The 18,874-nt window shown below is 45.0% G+C and carries 19 protein-coding genes; all 19 read right to left on the bottom strand.

Annotated elements, in window-relative coordinates:
* Complete coding sequence (locus QZT80_RS22175; protein ID WP_295127431.1) at positions 1-1,137, bottom strand: NAD(P)-dependent oxidoreductase; 1,137 nt, start codon at positions 1,135-1,137, stop codon at positions 1-3.
* Positions 1,138-1,189: 52 nt separating this feature from the next.
* A complete protein-coding gene (locus QZT80_RS22170; RefSeq protein WP_295127428.1) occupies positions 1,190-1,756 on the bottom strand; it encodes a DapH/DapD/GlmU-related protein in 567 nt (188 codons plus the stop codon).
* Between the two features lie 186 nt (positions 1,757-1,942).
* On the bottom strand, positions 1,943-2,605 hold the full coding sequence (locus QZT80_RS22165; protein WP_295127425.1) for a CatB-related O-acetyltransferase: 663 nt from the start codon (positions 2,603-2,605) through the stop codon (positions 1,943-1,945).
* A 36-nt stretch (positions 2,606-2,641) separates the two neighbouring features.
* Positions 2,642-3,445 (bottom strand): class I SAM-dependent methyltransferase, encoded by an 804-nt coding sequence (locus QZT80_RS22160; protein ID WP_295127422.1) that lies wholly within the window; start codon positions 3,443-3,445, stop codon positions 2,642-2,644.
* Between the two features lie 45 nt (positions 3,446-3,490).
* The gene (locus tag QZT80_RS22155) at positions 3,491-5,287 is read right to left on the bottom strand and encodes a hypothetical protein (RefSeq protein WP_295127419.1); all 1,797 of its coding nucleotides are present in this window, start codon (positions 5,285-5,287) and stop codon (positions 3,491-3,493) included.
* Positions 5,288-5,292: 5 nt separating this feature from the next.
* Complete coding sequence (locus tag QZT80_RS22150; protein ID WP_295127416.1) at positions 5,293-6,822, bottom strand: lipopolysaccharide biosynthesis protein; 1,530 nt, start codon at positions 6,820-6,822, stop codon at positions 5,293-5,295.
* 37 nt (positions 6,823-6,859) lie between these two features.
* The gene (locus QZT80_RS22145) at positions 6,860-7,306 is read right to left on the bottom strand and encodes a DapH/DapD/GlmU-related protein (protein ID WP_295127413.1); all 447 of its coding nucleotides are present in this window, start codon (positions 7,304-7,306) and stop codon (positions 6,860-6,862) included.
* A gap of 125 nt (positions 7,307-7,431) precedes the next feature.
* Positions 7,432-8,679 carry an N-acetyl sugar amidotransferase gene (locus tag QZT80_RS22140; protein WP_295127410.1) on the bottom strand — a complete coding sequence of 416 codons (1,248 nt, stop codon included), beginning with the start codon at positions 8,677-8,679 and terminating at the stop codon, positions 7,432-7,434.
* Positions 8,680-8,683: 4 nt separating this feature from the next.
* Positions 8,684-9,334, bottom strand: a complete 651-nt coding sequence (gene hisH, locus QZT80_RS22135; RefSeq protein WP_295127407.1) for an imidazole glycerol phosphate synthase subunit HisH — start codon at positions 9,332-9,334, stop codon at positions 8,684-8,686.
* Complete coding sequence (hisF, locus tag QZT80_RS22130; RefSeq protein WP_295127404.1) at positions 9,331-10,182, bottom strand: imidazole glycerol phosphate synthase subunit HisF; 852 nt, start codon at positions 10,180-10,182, stop codon at positions 9,331-9,333. Before hisF ends, hisH begins: the two co-directional genes overlap by 4 nt.
* Before the next feature lie 28 nt (positions 10,183-10,210).
* Positions 10,211-10,954 carry an oxidoreductase gene (locus tag QZT80_RS22125; RefSeq protein WP_295127401.1) on the bottom strand — a complete coding sequence of 248 codons (744 nt, stop codon included), beginning with the start codon at positions 10,952-10,954 and terminating at the stop codon, positions 10,211-10,213.
* Complete coding sequence (locus QZT80_RS22120) at positions 10,935-11,873, bottom strand: Gfo/Idh/MocA family oxidoreductase (RefSeq protein WP_295127399.1); 939 nt, start codon at positions 11,871-11,873, stop codon at positions 10,935-10,937. The genes QZT80_RS22125 and QZT80_RS22120 overlap by 20 nt, the downstream gene beginning before the upstream one ends.
* Positions 11,870-12,592, bottom strand: a complete 723-nt coding sequence (locus tag QZT80_RS22115; RefSeq protein WP_295127396.1) for an acylneuraminate cytidylyltransferase family protein — start codon at positions 12,590-12,592, stop codon at positions 11,870-11,872. Before QZT80_RS22115 ends, QZT80_RS22120 begins: the two co-directional genes overlap by 4 nt.
* Positions 12,593-12,608: 16 nt before the next feature.
* Complete coding sequence (locus QZT80_RS22110) at positions 12,609-13,658, bottom strand: nucleotidyltransferase family protein (RefSeq protein WP_295127395.1); 1,050 nt, start codon at positions 13,656-13,658, stop codon at positions 12,609-12,611.
* The gene (neuC, locus tag QZT80_RS22105) at positions 13,655-14,776 is read right to left on the bottom strand and encodes a UDP-N-acetylglucosamine 2-epimerase (RefSeq protein WP_295127392.1); all 1,122 of its coding nucleotides are present in this window, start codon (positions 14,774-14,776) and stop codon (positions 13,655-13,657) included. Before neuC ends, QZT80_RS22110 begins: the two co-directional genes overlap by 4 nt.
* Positions 14,773-15,795 (bottom strand): N-acetylneuraminate synthase, encoded by a 1,023-nt coding sequence (gene neuB, locus QZT80_RS22100; RefSeq protein WP_295127389.1) that lies wholly within the window; start codon positions 15,793-15,795, stop codon positions 14,773-14,775. The genes neuC and neuB overlap by 4 nt, the downstream gene beginning before the upstream one ends.
* Complete coding sequence (locus tag QZT80_RS22095; RefSeq protein ID WP_295127386.1) at positions 15,795-16,436, bottom strand: acetyltransferase; 642 nt, start codon at positions 16,434-16,436, stop codon at positions 15,795-15,797. Before QZT80_RS22095 ends, neuB begins: the two co-directional genes overlap by 1 nt.
* Positions 16,429-17,562 (bottom strand): LegC family aminotransferase, encoded by a 1,134-nt coding sequence (locus tag QZT80_RS22090; protein WP_295127383.1) that lies wholly within the window; start codon positions 17,560-17,562, stop codon positions 16,429-16,431. The genes QZT80_RS22095 and QZT80_RS22090 overlap by 8 nt, the downstream gene beginning before the upstream one ends.
* 13 nt (positions 17,563-17,575) lie before the next feature.
* The gene (locus QZT80_RS22085) at positions 17,576-18,868 is read right to left on the bottom strand and encodes a nucleotide sugar dehydrogenase (RefSeq protein WP_295127380.1); all 1,293 of its coding nucleotides are present in this window, start codon (positions 18,866-18,868) and stop codon (positions 17,576-17,578) included.
* Positions 18,869-18,874: the final 6 nt, after the last annotated feature.

Below are 18,874 nucleotides of genomic sequence, written 5' to 3'. Positions count from 1 at the left end.
TTATTTTTTCAATAGCCCTCTGTCATGCAACTCACGCAGAGATTGACTATAATCGTTATTGTTTTCGGGAATGTCGTTTTGCTGCAGAACCCAGTCCAAAAAGGCATGAAGCCCCTCCTTAAAACTCCAACGCGGACTTACTCCCAGCACCTGTTTCAACAACAGCAGGTCGGCGTAGTTATGCCGAATATCTCCTTCACGAAATGCACCGGAAACGGTGATGGTGGACTGACTTTTAAGATAAGCTACAATTTCATTGGCCACCTCGTTTACCGTTGTGGCATGGCCACTGCCCACATTCAGGATGTGCTGTTGGTTATCCTGCTTATACAACGCCTTTACCGTTGCGTCTACCACATCTTCAATAAAAACGAAATCGCGGCTCTCGTCTCCATCTTCAAAAACATTAATCGGTTCGTTTTTTAACGCCAATCTTGAGAAAACGGACAATATACCTGTATATGGATTTTTCAGCGACTGTCCCGGACCGAACACGTTTTGATATCTTAATGCAAAGCCATTGATATTTTTCAATCGTGCGGCCAAGATCACCATTTGCTCCTGCACCTGTTTCGTAATCCCATAAAAAGAAGAAGGATGAATTTTTGAAGCTTCGTCAGTAGCCGTCAGCTGCAGATCATTTCTGCCGGATATCGGGCACAGTACGTCAAAACTCTGTTCCATCTGCGCGGCAGTGCGGGCGGTTGGATACACGACGCCGTATTCCGGAGAGATATATTTCCCCTCTCCGTATATCGAACGTGACGATGCTACGATTAAAGTTTTTACCTGGTGCGGCTCATTGATGATATAGTCACATAAATGGGCAGTACCCTGGATATTCACACCTGTATACCTGGCAATATCGTACATAGATTGTCCGGTACCAGTTTCGGCGGCGAGATGAATAACGGCGTCATGCCCTTTGAGCGCATCAAATAACAGAATTCTGTCTTCCACCGTTCCTTCAATTAACGTTACTTTTCCCTGCAGGTCGCCGGGCAGTGTTTTACTGGTTCCGTGGATCTGGGGGTGAAAGTTATCAAATAGCGTAACGTTTACGTTGTCGGCAATAAGACGGCGGGCAATGTTGGAGCCGATAAAACCGGCGCCACCTGTAATTAAAACTTTCATCATATTTTATGGCTGCAGCTTGTAACAAGCTGCTTTATTGAGTAAAAGCCCTATATCAAACTTTTACCCAGGTTTTACTGGTTGCGTCAAATCTCTTTATTACGCGTGCCGGGCTACCAACCGCGATGCAATAATCCGGTATATCGGAGGTTACTACCGCATTGGCGCCGACCACTGAGTTTTTGCCAACGCTGGCTCCAATGATGCAGGCGTTTTCACCGATCCATGCGCCGCTGCCAATCTTTACAGCGCCCTTGAATATCAAAGGTTGATTTTTTACCGGCATGGCAATATCGGCATATTCGTGAAGATTGTCCGAAATGTATACATTGTTAGCAATCAATACATCGTCATCTATGCGTACACTTCTTATAGCCACGATATGCGAAAAATCGCCGATGGCACAATTGCTACCGATTTCCAATATTGGATCTGCATCGTCATACTTTAACGCCCAAAGCCAGCCATGACGCTGAACAACGGTATTTTTCCCGATCGAAAGGTACTTTTTTCCGCCCACCCGTACAGAGTAGTAAATGATCGCTTTATGATGCAGTGACTTATAAAAGGCAGCATTTAATATATTATAAATGAGCCCCAATATCCTTCTTAAATATCTCATCGCTTCTTACACGCCGGAGGCTTTGATGATCACCAACGTGTCCGGAAAAACTGAATGCGGCCCACAGGCACACCTTACAAAACGTCCCGCAATCAAAATGTACGCGAAAATAATTTTTTTGGCAATTGAGATAAAATTAATTACCCATTAGAAATAAAATAATACCATATCATCATGATTATCAAACTAAGATAGTTCCTCCAGAAATTTGCGGGGATCCAGAAATAGCTTGTGATGGGCCTTCAGCCATTGGTCATCCCGATCCCACCAGGCGCTGTCAAGTAGACCCGCGATCGTGTCTTCATCGAATCTTTTCCGGATTACTTTGGCAGGTACGCCTCCCACAATTGTGTAGGGGGGCACATTCCTGGTAACAACTGCACCTGCTGCCACAATTGCGCCGGTCCCGATTTTTACGCCGTCCATAACAACTGCGTTTTGTCCTATCCACACGTCGTGACCGATCTCTACGGGTTCTTCAACTGAAACCATATCATTGTCGGCAAATATTTTGGGCAGCGGCGTATTTTTCAGGTAAAATGCAGGATGCGAACTTACACCGGCCACCTGGTGAATGCCGGGGGCTATGAACGCTCCCCCAGCAATGGAGCAAAACTTCCCAACAGTTGCATTGTTGAGAAAGGCGTTTTTCTGTATGTAGGAATGGCTTCCAATTGTGCTATTGATAATAATCGTGTTATGAAACACCGCCACATAATCGCCAAAATTCGAACCCGCGATCTGTACACCTGAGTAAAAATCACAAGTAGGATTGACACGCTGTACTTTAGCCAATGCTTTTAGCCTGGCAACATACTGCATAAAATCTTTTACTATCAGCTTTATCACGCAATTTTATTTTTCAGCCGACGCGCGTACTGAAAATCAAGCGGGCTTACGACATATAAAATGCGTGAGCTCGCGGCCTTTCTTTCCAACCACCGTCGCTAGTCCTGTAAGGTGTATTTTTTCAAGCTTAAAACCCGCATCGGAGATTGCTTTTTTCCAGTACCATACTGGGTAATCCACATCACCGAGATACGGATCATAGAGAAATCCTCCCGCGGATATTTTCTTAACCGATGACCGGTATTTCTGCGTTACAGTATCCAATAATATTGTTGTAAATACTTTTGACACCGAGAAAATATACCTGGCACCAGACGCCGGCGTTTCGTTCAATATAATTAACCAACCTCCGGGCTTCAGAACGCGTTCATACTCTTTCATGGTAGAGGCGATATTGTCTGCATGATGAAGCGCTGAGGATATTACCAGCACATCAAGGCTTTTATCGGCATACATCAACGGTGAAAAAAATCCCTGTATCGTTTCGATCTTAGAAATATCTCCGTTTAACTTTTGCACCACCGCAGGTAAAAAATTATCCAAATAATTCTGGCTGGAATCGATCGACACCACTTTTTCAACCTGAGGCATGGCAGAAAGATAGGCACTCAGCCATCCTCCACCGCATCCCATATCCAACACTGTAGAACCGGGATTGAGATACTTAGTCCAATCCAGTTGTTTTACTGCGTTTAAATAGTTGCATTCTACAACAAGCCTTTGCAGATACGCTTCGGGATCATTCATCCAGCGCTGCGTGTCCGGATAGTAAGACGTCAGGCTACTATCCCATTGTTCTACATTAGCCAGGGCTTGTTTAACAATCCAATTTTGATTCATAAAGTGGTTGATTGTGTTTACAAAATCGACTAAATATAGCAGAATTTACTTTATCAAACTATATATGGCCGCTATATTTCTATCGGTGTTGCGACCATCCATCGGACCGATGTACTTCTCAAGTACCTGCCTATCCATTAACAGATCAAACCGTTCATCTGCTTCGAAAAATGCGTGCAGCGCCCCTGCAAGTTCCTCCGGGGTCGAAACCGTCACCAGTTCTGACTGCTGGTCAAATGGGCGGTTAAGTACCTGAGTATCATTCTTGTAGTAAATTGCTGGAATACGCAAAGCCGTCGCTTCAAATATTGTTTGTGAAAAAAAGCTGATGTACACATCCGCTTTTAAAATCACTTCCTGAAATGGCGTATGTTGGATCACCTGCACGGAAAGATCACCGAAATACTCATCTACAAAGGTTTTATAGTGTCCCGAATAATTATTCGCGCGAATCTTTAATGTAATGGTAAATGCCCGGCCCTCCTGCTTCAAAAGCCTACATGCGGTCAGAATTCCATGAATAAACTCAAACTCATAAGCCAGGTAGGAGTTTAAATCTACAGGACTATACCCGGCCGCACCGATCGTAATGTTGGGCGTATTTCGATTAACGTTTCGGGGCGATTGAACTGCGTAGTGATCCATCCTTGGATCCCCGAGACACCATACATTTTCCGCTCCGTAAAAATAATCATCCTTCATCGTCTGACTGTAACCGTTTACCCAATCGCAGTCGCGGCCTTCCTTTTCAAAATTATGTATCAGCAAGCCGTTTATAACCATAAACACCGGTATTTTATGTTGCTTGCAGTAATTCATGATCAACCTATTCTCCATCCAGAGATCCGTGACAGGAATCATTAGCTTAACCGGGTAACGGCCGAAAAAACGGGCAATCGCCCCAACTTTAGCGAATGCCTCTGGTACTAACGATTCAATAATGTTTTCGATCACGACCTTGAGCGATCCCGCAACATCAAAACCGCCTATCTCCCAGGAAGCAAATGTCGTAGCATTAAAACGTTTGAAGGCCTCTTTCCCAAGCACTTCATACCTGTCGGCAGTCGCGGCGGGCGGAATTCGCCTTTCCCTTAAAATACCCCAAAGTGTTTTACTGTAATTTTTCACCACAAGCAAAATGGCTTTGTCCTGGCGCAACTGTTGAATTATTGGTGCTGTAGGAAAATAGTGTTGCACCATAACATATGTTTTGTTACGAGTGAATACGTAGTCATATACCGATAAACTCTTGTCAAGTGCAGCGTAAATAAAATCTCGCACCTTCGTCTTCAGGCTCCTCCCCGAAATTTTTTCATTCATCCATTTCGAAATCGGGAAAAAATAGGTCCGCGCTTTACGTACCGGTACATCACTTAACAGCGTGTGACGAATTTCCAGTTCATTCAACAGCCCAAGGACGGTAACATCTTCCGCCGCTACATATAATTGCTCGTATTGTAAACTTTTAACAGCCAGCAGGTTAACGAGGAAGTGTACGTGATAAGACACCGGATTAACAAGGTTCAATAAAAAGGAATTTCCTGTGGGTATATCACGAAAAGTAAAAAAATCGCTCCCATCAGGCTGTTTGTACCAGTTATCCAGAAAGTTATGCAACTCAAAATTACAGCGCTCCAGGAATTCCGTTTTTAATATGTGATCGAGATAGACCACTTTTAACCCCTCTTCTGTCAACTTATTTTTCAGCGCAAAATCAAGCGTTAGCACCAGGTCGAGCTGTCCATCCACCACTTCTTGCACGGCCGGCCAAAAACAAGCACTTTCTACGATGTAGATGCTTCTATAAGACATGATCGGTAAGTTGATGTGTGCAATATCCATCCGATTTATTTTTTAAGGCGCTTGAAAAGAGAACTGAGGATTAAACCTGCTGATGCTCTGAACTTTGCACTGATTAGATAATAGAGTCCTATACCCAGCGCGCAGAAGAGGCCATTGATCAGTAAAATGGAGAAAAATCCCACTTTGTTTTCAGGCAGATTAATACGGCTATTCAAGAAGTATAGTGCAGCGGCAATTATCAAGCTCACGATTATACCTTGGAACAGGAATGAAAAGAACAGCGTGCCTGCTGGCATATTGAGCCAACGAACAATAATAATGGCATAAACAACGGCAATAACGGCGAAGGCAATCAACTTAAAAAGTGCGAATGCTTCCAACTCCAGCTTGTTAAAAAACAAAATGATGCCAACCCAGTATACCAAGGGCAACAATATGCTTGTAAGCAGTACCATCTTGTTTTTTTCGATTGCCATGATCAGAATGCTCGCGGGATAGGAAATGAAGCTGAACACATAACTCGCGATCAGTAGCCGCACAATTGGCACCGCCTCCAGGTAATTATGCCCCACCCAACCCAGCACTATAGGTTTCGCCGTCATCACAAACGTGATTACTGGAAATGTCGTGAAAGGGAAAGCGAGTACCAGTACCTGGACGAAAAAATGTTTAAAGCCATCTACATCCTTATTACCAATAAAGTAATTGAATCGGGCAGTGAAGGGTGAGAACATCACGCCAAATAAAGAGCGAAAATAAGCCGTTAATCCAAGGCCGATAGCGTAAACCGCTACTTTACCCGGCCCCATCAAACGACCAATAACGAAGCTGTCCAGCTCATAGTAAGCAATCCAGCTAAGGGTTAGAACGATGGAACTAAAGGCGAGTTGTTTGGTTTTATCATATAAATCGCGGGAATAACGCACTGATTTAAAAAATTGCGGAAGATCGTAACCTAGCGTCCTCTTCATCAACACTAAACCGGCTACAACCGCGACGGCGTTAAATATTTGTATGCAAATAAAATAGAAGATAATTTCGTAACGGCCGTTCCCAAAAAAGAAAAACGCTGCGCCAATTTTAAGAATATTGGCAAGAATCATCAGTTTTTGAAACTGGTAATCTTTCATCCGCACAGAAAAAACAATCTGTACAATTCGCTGCATCGCTACTATCGGGATAAACATTGCCAGCACCAGAAAAAGTTTGCTGGCAATATGCCGCTCTTCCAGGGTAGCAATATTATTTATCAGCGTATCGGGCGCAAAGGAAACATACAACAGGCCTGCCATAAACAAAGCTGCAAATACGAATAACACAAACCCGGCAAAACCGATAACCTTCATTTCCTCCTCGCGAGCCCCTCTGGCATAGGCTTCGCTGGCGAACTTAATCCCTGAACTTAAAAATCCCAGGTCGGCATAAGAGAGGAAGATAAGAGCCGACACCACGACCATATATATTCCATAAATGGTTGGCGAAGACGACAGATAGGGCGTAACAACAAAAAGAGAAACAAAATTCAATACAATGGAAGTAACCTGCCAGAAGTATATTTTGAGATATTTTTCCATTTATCTACCTGGTAGAAGACATGATTAAGAGAGAGCACTAGCGAAGCTGTTTCACCACGCGTGCGGCGGCCCCAACTGCCACACCATGAGGTGGTATATCTTTTGTAACCACGGCACCGGCACCTATTACCGCGCCTTCTCCGATCGTTACACCAGGTAGTACCACTACATTAGCGCCCAACCAGGCGCCTTTGCAAATCCTTACGGGCCTGGAACTTTCATGCCCTTGATCGATGATGGGAATATCTGGATTGCTAAACCGGTGATTCTCCACATAAATATTCACACCGCTGCCGATCAGCACATCATCTTCGATAACGATACTAACCGCCGCGGTGGCTGTTTCTCCGTGTAACTGCGTATTGGGCCGGATAACTACCCTGTTACCAATGGATATTTGTGAACATCCAACAACGTAACAGCCAGGCCTAAGTTCTGCTGTATCCGCAAAGTGATGAAACTTCTTTTTACAGAGTTTCAACATTGTAGACCTGAAGTAAAGCCGCCAATGGGTAAGGGGAATATCCGGACCAATACGATCAGTCTTTCGCCAATACTTCAATTTTCTAAAAATCTCAGCAAGCATTTGGCATTTATTAATTTTGGAAATTAGTCATCGAGACCATTACCCGACACTGTGTGGCGCAGTTGCCATTCACCACGGTCGTTTTTACCCCAAAGGTGCGGAGAGCGATGTTTATCAGACAGCTCGTTACGGAAGAAATCAGGATTGATGTCCAGATACTCCATAATTTCATTAAAATAGCGGTCGGGGAATTCGCCATCAAATTTTTTCACGAGCGCTACGCCATCCTCGCGGGTGAGGTGTTTGTTACGAATTTCCTGTGAAGCGTCATAACTTGCACGGCCGATACCAAATTTGACATGCGTTGTATAGTAGTGCAGATCGTCGATTTTATCGTCGATGCTGTTATACTTGCTGTACGTCCCCTGTGTTCTGAACGGACGGGCTTTGAAGCCAGTATTTTCCACTGCATAATAATACACTTCCTGCGGAATCCATTTCAGGTAGTAACCAAGATAGTGTACGTCGATATTGGTTTCGGCAAGTTCCGAAGCGGAAGCCGGCAGGAAACACATTAACTCATTAAGACGGAGCTCGTATTTCTCAGTCAACTCGCGAATGGATACCCCACCGAGATATACTTCATCGAGGTTGTTATACGTAAAGTAAGATTTATCCCTGAGTGATGTAGAGTTGTCGGCGATCGGATTGCCATATTCAGCTTCATTCTCACCATAAAAGATCAAAGGAATCTTATACTTGGCAGCAATTTTAGGTGCCAGATTTTTCTGACCCAGGATGAAAGTCTGAAATGGATGGAAAAGGTTTTCGATGCTGAGTTTTGTCAGCAACTTCATGGCCTTTCCGTTCTGTTTGAAGGAAATGTTGTCGAAGCCACCTATTTCGATCCAGTTTTTCCAGTTTTCATACCCATAATCGGTATAAAGAATTGGAGGCCAGGTCACCGTCAGCGGGTTCATACCGTATTTATATTTCAACACGTGTGCCTGAAACGCGCTGTCTTTGCCACCGCTGCCCGATACGATACAATCGTAGTAGCCATCGTTCCGCCTGTATTTATCCAGAAGTTTAATGAGCTCTTCTTCGCGCTTGTCCCATTGAATGCTGTCTTTAACGTCGCCGTTGCGACAGGCATCGCAAACGTTGTCACTATCAAAATTCAGCGTTGTTTTTTTGCTGTCTTTGGTGTGCTTGAATTCAATGGCAGAAGCCGGACGCTGGTTGCTCATCACACATTTGGAGCAAAACTTCACGTCATGAGGCAAACCATAGTAGGCTTCGCGGACTGGTGTTTTTTTATCTTCCATCATAAAATTATATTAATTGGTTGTTCAGGGCCCAGCGTTTATATATCTTCAATCCCTCTTCCGCACTCTTCTCCGGATGAAACTGGCATGCAAAAATATTTTTTTTCAGAATACTGGATACATATTTAACATCACCATAAGTTGTTTCGGTCAGCGCCACCTTGTGGTCCTGTGGTTCAACGTAATAAGAGTGCACAAAATACATATATTCCCCCTCTTTACTTTCTCCCAATGGGGAGTCGTCCCAAGACCGACCTTCCGGCTTGCCAATTTGGTTCCAGGAAATCTGAGGTACCTTAAGCACAGGGAATTCGGGCGATGGTTTGAACTTTTTCACCGTTCCTGGAATGATATCGAGGCCCTTGCTGTCTCCAAACTCTTCACTGTTGGTGAACAATAACTGTAGGCCAAGGCAGATGCCCATAAAGGGCTTTCCCCCGGCTATATAGTTCTTTAGGGGATCTACCAGCCCCATTTTGGCCAGATTGGACATTGCGTCGGCAAAGGCGCCTACTCCAGGCAGCACCACCGCGTCGGCATCATTAATGTCATCTGCCTGCGAACTAATTACCACATCCAGGCCCACATTGAGCAGCGCCTGCTTTACACTAAACAGATTTCCAAGCTGATAGTCCACGATCACTACTTTCTTCTTCATATGGTGCTTCTTGTTGGAATTTTTTCAGAAATAAGCTTGCCGCGGATATCCTGCAGCGTACATGGTTTTATCTTGTTAAATCCTCTGCCACTGGTTAGAAACGAGGTATTACCCTCTTTCTCATAGTTACCTGCATGTTGCTGATGGGTGATATAATCGTAGTGCAGGATAGATGAAACAGCCACCGCGTCCGCCTTTCCGGCAGTAACTGCGCGAGCTATATCTTCAGGACTGCTGGCACCACCATGTGCAATTACAGGAATTCCCACCTGTTCGGCCACCATTCTTGTAAGTTCCACATCAAACCCCAGGCCCGTTCCTTCACGGTCCACGGAAGTAATCACTATTTCTCCTGCACCCAATTCTTCTACCTGTCGCGCCCAACTCAACACCTCTATACCTGTATGTTCGCGGCCATTGTCAGTGTAGGCAAGGTACTCACCATTCTGTTGCCGAATCGCTTCAATAGCAACAACAATCGTAGAAGAGCCGAATTTCAGTGCTGCCTCTCTGATAAAAGCCGGATTTTTGATCGCAGCGGTATTGATCGACACTTTATCCGCGCCGGCTCTCAACACATCGCGTATATCCTGGATGGTCCTGAGTCCACCACCTACAGTAAGTGGGATGAAGATTTCCCGGGCGGTAAGCGTGATAATGTCATGCAGGCTATTACGGTCGTAAAGACTGGCAACGGTATCCTGAAAAAAAAGCTCGTCCGCTCCATTTTCGTAATAATAGCGCGCAAATGCTTCAGGTTTACCCAACACTCTCAGCCCCTCGAGATGTATCCCCTTAACCAGATTTGGGCCTTTTATATCTAGGCGAGGAATGATTCGGACATTCATATTAAGAACACAAATTAATAATTTAAACTTAAATACAGGTCCAGCCACCGTCTATCAATAGGTTCTGGCCTGTGATATAGCTGGCGTCACCAGAGAGCAAGAACGAAACCGCAGGTGCAATATCCGCAGGTAAAGCCATACGCCTCAACGGAACCTTCGCCTCATAATTGCTGACAAAGGAATCTGGCTGGTGATCAAAAACACCGCCTGGTGATACACAGTTGACACGAATATTGTAAGGACCAAAATACGAGGCCATGTATCGCGTCAGATTAACGAGCGCCCCTTTAATGGCCGAGTAGGCGGCCGGCATGGTCATCTCCGTGCCATTATAAACAGAAAAATCAGGTCCCACTACACCATAGATGGAAGACATATTGACAATAGCACCTGACTTCGCCGATTTCATATAGTGCAAAGCCTGCTGGCTGACCAGAAAATAGCTATTGAGTTGCAGATCGATATTTTTCTGCCACGAAGCAAACGGAATCTGCTCGAACTTCGTTCCCCAGTCTTTCGTCCTGGGATATGCATTGTTTACCACCGCATCGATACGGCCGTATTTCCCCACGATCTGCTCCAGCATCTGACTTACAGAGGCTTCACTCGTAATATCGCAATAAATATTTGACAGATCAGCGGTTGTAGTAACCGCGATGTCCGCATTCAGTACAATGGCACCATCGAGCTGTAAACGTTCGGCTATAGCTCGTCCCAGCAGCCCGTTACCACCTGTGACCAATACTACTTTGTCATTTAATTTTCCGCTCATCAGCCAAACATATTTTTAATATAGACAAGGAATCCCTTAATGTATTGAATGATTTTTCCTCTCCCCGCAACACTTTCAGAAAATATTCCATTTGGAACAGATAGGTTTGGGCGATTCCTGCACCATCCTCATGAAACAGTATTTCGCCGGTTTCATTTGTGACGTGGTTGTTGCTCAGGTCCAAAGTAAATGTCCCATCCGCAGTTACTACTTCCAACTCGCGTTTACTATCACGCCGGAAATAGTTTAGCGTAACCTGTGCGGTGAACCCCTTGTACAACAAACGATAATTGGCATAGTCGGGCACAGCAATCCTCAACGTGGAGTTGTTGCGTAGGAGTACATCTACTTCCTGCGGCATCCCAAATAACCAGCAAGTATAATCCAATTCATGAAACAGGTCAAGATGTACGCCTCCGCCCATTTCCGGACGAGTGCTGTACATATCCCTAAAATCCTTTCCCGGGCGCCAGTTGGGCAGATAAGAGCCGCAGTACACATTCACCTCATTGACTATCACATTAGCCTGCAGCAAATGGTTGCGCAGGAAAACCAACGAAGGCAGGAATCGGAGATTGCAGGCAACATAAGAGATTAAACCCGATTTTTCCACACGCGACACAAGTTGCTCAAGTCCATCCAGTTGGTGGGCCAACGGCTTTTCCAGGAATATGGGAATGCTCCTTGCCAACAATATTTCCACTGCCTCCGCGTGCCGGAAGGTGGGGTTGCTTATAATTCCAAAGTCAATATCCGCAGGAATATCGTCAGCGTTAAACAACTCGTTTATGCCTTCCCATCCGAAGGATTGTCCAATACCGGAACGGAGGGCATACAATTGCACTCCAGGCACCAGCTGCCTAAGCGCGTTCAGGTGCCTAGTAGCTATTGATCCTAATCCTATGAACAGCACTTTCATATTAGCGATATCTCAAGTTTATTATGCTCCAGCAAATAAGTTAAAAAGTCAAAATCGATCGGATGATCCAGGTCAAAACAGACATGATCCATCACATATACCAGCGAACGCTCTGTGATAGGCGATTTTTTTCCTGTATCAAAAAATGCGCGGCGGTAAAAGTAAAATGATGCATTAAGATCGTATACTTTGGGCGCACTTTGCCTTGTCAACACGCTTCCTGGCAGCTTTTTCGACAGCCGGTAATAGCCCGATTCGTCCTGTTCCACCATATTGAAATAGGGATTTCTTGCCGCCGCGTTCACCGAAAATAGCGTAAGGGCGTCGGTATTTTCGTTTATTAGCCGATATGCCTTTTCCAGATCGTCGAGTGTACGGAGGGGCGATGTTACATCCAAATCCAGCACATATTTAAACATCTGCCCAACTTTTGTTTCTTCATGAAGTACGATATCGTTTATCACATCTATTTTACCGGCCGTGTCGGTGCCCAGTTCCGCAGGCCTTCTGTAATTGCTCTCTAATCCACACTCCATCGCCACGGTGGCAATCTCTTCGTCATCGGTCGACAATGCTACGTGCCCGCCGTAACGCGCCGCAAATGCTTGCGCTATCTTAACAGAATAGTCTATGAGAGGCCGTCCCATCACTTTTTTGATGTTCTTCCCGGGAATACCTTTGGATCCACCCCGTGCACAAATTGTAATTAAAAGCGACATACTATTTTCGAACTTGTTAGACTGAAATATGTTTGATATCTTCCTGTGCCTTTTTATAGTCTTCATGCTTGCCAATATCCAACCAGTAGCCCAGTAGTGGATAAGACAACACCTTTTTGTTCTGGCCAATCAAATCGTCCATCAGGTCAGTCGCATTAAAGAAACTGTTGTAAGGCAGATTTTCCAGCAATTCTTTGCGGACAAGATAAATACCCGCATTCGAATAATAAGTGTAGGTTGGCTTTTCTTTAAACGTTTGTACAAAATTATCCTGCGTTTCCAAAACGGCGTAAGGCACATTAATTACATAAGGAATAGTGGCCACTGCCATATCTGCGCCCGAACGAATAAACTCTATAAAGAAGTCTTCATAGTTGATATCAGTGAGCAGATCGGAATTCATGACGAGCACATATTCATGCCGGAAATCCTTAATCAGCGAACATGCGCCGAGCGTACCGAGAGGCTCATCTTCGCGCACGAACTTGATTGAGATATTCCGCTCCCTTCCATTTTTGAAATAGTGTTCGATCTGCTCGCCCAGGTATTTAACCGTGATATAGATATTTTCCACACCAAACGAATCGAGTCGATCTACGTTATGTTCAATGATAGGTTTATCGCCTACGGGCAGCAACGGTTTTGGTATTGAATCCGTTAAAGGTTTTAATCTACGTCCTTCTCCACCCGCCATAATCACGGCATCTACAGGAATTACGGACCGTACCTTTTCGAGATTCAGCAACCGGCATATTCGCTTCTGTTCGTCTACAATAGGCAATAGTTTGATCTGCCGGTTTCTAAGCGTCTGCAAGACGACAAAATCTATGTTCTTATTAACAAGGTAACTACAATCTTTATTCATGATAGCATCCACACGCTCTGCCACCGTAACGTTACGGATGAGGGCGCGGCGGATATCTCCATCGGTCAGCGAACCATGCAGCGTGTTATGTTCGTCGACGATAAAAAGCGTGAGATTGCTTCCCAGATCATTCAGCCTTTCCAGCGCCTGTAAAATAGTGGCGCTATTGCTGATTAAGTGTTTTTCCCACTGCCTGTTCATACCAAGGATAAGTTATTATGATTGATTAACTGCTCTACAATATGAACGGCGGCACCACCATTCCAATAGATATTACCGTCGTTATATGCGGGCAATTTTTCGATATTAGTTACTGCTTCAAGTATGGCGGTTTTAGAAACCGGAATATTAATTACATTTTTGCCGCAAAGTCGTCCCCGCTGGCGATCGCCGAGGTTCAACACATATTTGTCAAACGAAGCTGCTTCAATAATGCCACTTGACGTGTTACCCAGCAGAAAGCGGCTTCGGGCCATCATGGTAAAATATCCCCTTGTTCCAAAATTTTCCACCAAACGTACATGGGCGCTGTCTTTGAAACTGCTGGTAAAGAGTGCCCGCAAACGATTCCCTGCGGTATCGGCATTAGGCATCGTTATTACGAACTGGTACTGCGATAGTTCCAACAGTGCGTCTACCAGTTCCCTACCATACTTGTCATTTATTTCTGGCTTTACTGTCTCAGGATGAAATGTAACCAATACGGTAGGCTTCGAAAGATCAATATCCCATTTCTGCAGAATTTCTTCATTAGTATGAAGGGGTATTTCACCCAGGTTGTCCAGGCTCAATGCGCCCACATTGAAGATGTGATAAGGTGGTTCTACCAGTTGTTTTACCTTATCTAAAAAGGCCTCTGTGGCTGTAAAATGCATTTTGGAAGCGTGAGTGATCGCATGCCTGAAAGTATTATCAATAGCTCCCAGCGTAGTTTCACCGCCATGAATATGTGCAAACCTGATATTAAAGGGAATACCTGCTGCAACTGCTGCGAACATTTCAAAACGGTCGCCAAGGCACAATACCCAATCAAATCGTTTGCCATGTTGTTGCCAGAAACTGGCGAACTTTGTTACCGTCAGACCGATGCCTGTCGACAATGCTTCTTCCGTATCGCCCAGCAACATCGACTCTATGCGATGATCAATAGAAAAACCTTCGTCTAGTATATGCTGTGCGGTGTAACCATGACAGTGAGACAGGTGTGTTCCAAACACAATCAATTCTGTCCGGACATCCGCATGGCGCCGCAATTCCTTCAATAGCGGAAGATAAATGCCGAAATCAGCACGGGAACTTGTCAATATACCAACTCTCATATTAAATCTGACCAGGAAAGTTTATGATACGCTTCCTTGTTTTCGTTTAATCTGCGGCCGATGACGTTATCCATTTCAAATGGAGAAATTCCATCACCCGGGCGCAACATCACCAGGTGTTCTTCCTTTAGAACAGCACCATGTTCAAGCGCTTCTTTCAGGTGAATACTTTTTCTGGCAATGACAATATTTTTTTTCTCCGATGCTGAGGGCTCTTTAAACCCCGATCCAGCAATCGCTGCTTCCACATTCCTGATGCCATTTACCATGGCCGCCAGTTCCGCAGGTTCCAGTGAAGCCCTATGATCCGGACCTTCCATTGTTTTATCTAACGTAAAATGCTTTTCTATCACCGTGGCACCAAGGGCTACCGCGGCAATGGGCACCTCAATGCCAGCCGTATGATCAGAATAACCCACGGTTATCTGCAATTGTTCCCGTATACTTAGCATAGCACGCAGATTCACATCCTGCATTGGGGTCGGATATTCTGTATTACAATGCAGCACAGTGATATTAGAGCGCTCAGTACCGGCTGCCAAAAACACCTCCAGCGCGGCTTTCACCTCGTCCATCATAGCCATACCGGTGGAAATAATAATACGGTCAAACAGCTTGGCCATCTTCCTTAAATAAGGCAGATTCGTCAGTTCTCCGGATGGCACTTTTGCAATGGTGATACCCAGGGAATGCAGGTATTGAAGTGAATCCATATCGAAAGCGGTGGAGAAAAACCCGATTTCCTTTTTGCGACAGTAAGCTATCAGCGCGTCATGGTCACTCTCACTCAACTCCAATCGCCGCAACATCTCGAACTGCGTTTCCGATTCCTTTTCCGTATTCCTGACCTGGTATTCCGCCTTCCTTGCTACTCTGCTAACCAGTTTTTCAGCCTTGAAAGTCTGAAATTTAACCAAGTCGGCACCCGCAGCCTTGGCGGCATCCACAAGCTTAAAAGCGGTTGCAAGATCGCCGTTATGGTTTACCCCGGCTTCTGCTATAATAAGCGTATGCGTCATTACTTGATTTTTTTGTTAGGCACCCCGGCATATATACCTGAATCGTGTATGCTTTTGGTTACAATCGCTCCCGCTCCCAGCACTACTTCATCCGCAATCTGCAATCCGTTCAATACAACTACACCACTGCCAATAAAGCAATTATTTCCTATTTTAACATTGCCGTTTAGAACAGCTGAGGTGGAAATATGACAAAAATCGCCTGTCGTCACATCGTGCTCTATAATACTGCCGGTATTCAAAATATTTGATTTCCCCACTACTGCACCGGCATTCACAACACTAAAATGATGAACAATTGTGCCTTCGCCAAGTGTTGCGTGCTGCGAAACAATCGACTTTGCAGCTACCACTGTCGCCATCCGCGCCCCGGCTTTCTCCAACAGCGAAGTGAGCGTACGCCTTGTAGCAGCCGACTTAATCTGGCCGACCGTTACCAGGAAATAATATCCTTTTGCTACGTACATCGGTATCGCCTCGTTAGTACCCAGTACAGAGTAACCCAGCACCCGCCGGCCAACAGCGGTCGCCTCGCGTTCAAGAATGCCAAGGATTTCCCATTCGTCGCTGCTTTCTATCGCATCTATACAGGAGACGCAATGCCCGCCGCCGCCTACCAGTATTAATGGTTTTTTAGGCATAAAACTCCTTGATTTTATTAATCACTATCGCCACCATCTCGTCAGTAATTCCAGATGAGCAAGGCAGGCTTACACAATCACCGAACACCTCGCCCGATATATCACCATTATTGTAATACACATCATTTTCGAATACGGGCAACTGATTCATTGGAACCCAGAATGGCCTTGCCTGCACCTGATGTTCCTTTAGGTAAGCAATCAATTCCTTAGACCGGTGAAAGGCTGCTGTGTAAAGCCAGCAGTTAGGATTAACATTCGCTGTAACCGTCTGCGGCCTGAAACCCGGAACCTCTTTTAACGCAGATGAATACATTTCTGCCACAGCCCTTTTGCGAACAATAAACGCATCCAGTTGCTCCATCTGCGCAACTCCAATGGCGGCAAGAATATTTACCAAACGATAATTATAGCCCAGTTCATCGTGATAATAATCAAGCGCAGAAGCTTTCGCCTGCGTTGTTAGATGTTTTGCCTTAGCGGCCAGCTTTTCATCATTGGTAAGGATCATCCCTCCCCCACCGGTGGTAATTATCTTATTCCCATTATAACTCAAACAACCAAACAGGCCAAATGAGCCTGCTGGTTTCCCATTGTAAGTTGAGCCCAAAGCCTCGGTCGCATCTTCAATAACCGTAAGCCGGTAACTTTCGGCCAGCGTCATAAGTGCCTCCATATTCACCATGTTACCTAATACATGCACGGGTAAGATAACTGGAATGCGACGGCCAGATGAAACGTGATAACAGTAGCCACCGCGCACCTCACATTCCGTAGCTAGAAAACGCTCCAAAAGTACAGTATCCAGCTGCCAAGTGTCTTTATCAACATCCATTAATAAAGGATCGGCCCCTATATACTTAATCACATTTGCTGGTGCAACAAATGTGATATTTGGAAGAATAACTAGATCACCACGTTGCACCCCTCCTAAAATAAGGCTGATGTGCAACGCCGCAGTACCATTAGTGGCGGCTATCCCTTTCGCTACATCACAATATGCGGCAGACATTTGCTCGAATTTGTCGACATAGCTGCCTACTGACGACACCCAATTGGTCTCAATGCAATCACTAACGTACTTCAATTCATTTCCTCCCAAATTGGGTTCTGATAATGGTATCATATTAGATGCATATTTATAACCGGCCGTCAACAATTGACCGGTCGAGGAATGCTTTAGTATCAAAAATTACGCTTTGTTCATCGTATCTGAGTGAAGTAAAATCAAGCGCTTTAAATTCTGTATGAGACACTGCAAGGATGATTGCGTCGTATTTGCGATCCAGGTGTTCTACCGGCAAAATCCCATACTCTTCCTTCACTTCAGCGGGGTCCGCGTGCGGATCATACATATCTACCAACAATCCAAATTGCTTAAGTTCATGGTAGATGTCGACCACACGGGAATTTCGGATATCCGGACAGTTTTCTTTAAAGGTAACCCCGAGGATCAAAGCTCTGGAGGCATTGATCTTGTGTCCCTTTTTAATCATTAGTTTAATGACGCAATTGGCCACAAACATACCCATATTGTCATTTACCCTTCGGCCCGACAAAATCACCTGCGGATGATAACCAAGCGATTCGGCTTTGTGTGCCAGGTAATATGGATCAACGCCAATACAGTGCCCGCCCACTAATCCGGGCTTAAACTTGAGGAAATTCCATTTGGTAGCCGCGGCTTCCAGTACGTCATTCGTATCGATTTCCATACGAGCGAAAATCAAAGCCAGTTCATTTACGAAGCTGATATTCACATCGCGCTGTGCATTTTCAATAGCTTTCGACGCCTCTGCCACTTTCAGGCTGCTTGCCTTAAAGGTGCCAGCTTCGATGATACTCCGATATAACTGATCAACAACTTCGGCTACTTCTTCGGTAGAACCAGAAGTCACCTTCATGATTTTAGTAAGTGTGTTAACTTTGTCGCCGGGGTTAATTCTTTCTGGAGAATATCCGCAGAAAAAGTCTTTATTGAATTTTAACCCTGAAGTAGCTTCAAGTACTGGCACGCAGTCATCTTCAGTACAACCAGGATAAACGGTTGATTCATAAATGACAATGTCTCCGGCTTTCAGCAATTTCCCGACCATCTCCGTAGCTTTCAGCAGCGGACGGAGGTCTGGTGTTTTGAAATGGTCGATAGGGGTTGGAACGGTAAGAATGTAGACATTACAACCAGCAATGTCTTCCGTTTTGTGAGAGAACCGCAATCTGCCCGCCTGATTATCCGAATGGTGAGATACTGCGCGGAGGCTTGTCAGATCCGCTTCCTTTGTATGATCAATGCCCTGAGACAGCTCCTGTACACGGCTTTCTTTAATATCAAAGCCCCATACATCATACTTTTTTGCAAATTCTACTGCCAGCGGCAACCCTACATATCCAAGCCCGATGATCCCTATTTTATAATTTGATGACTTTTCCATGAAGCG

Source organism: uncultured Chitinophaga sp., from assembly GCF_902168175.1.
GTDB lineage: Bacteria > Bacteroidota > Bacteroidia > Chitinophagales > Chitinophagaceae > Chitinophaga.
The sequence above is the reverse complement of the archived record's forward strand: the minus strand, read 5'-3'. Positions and strand labels throughout refer to the sequence as shown.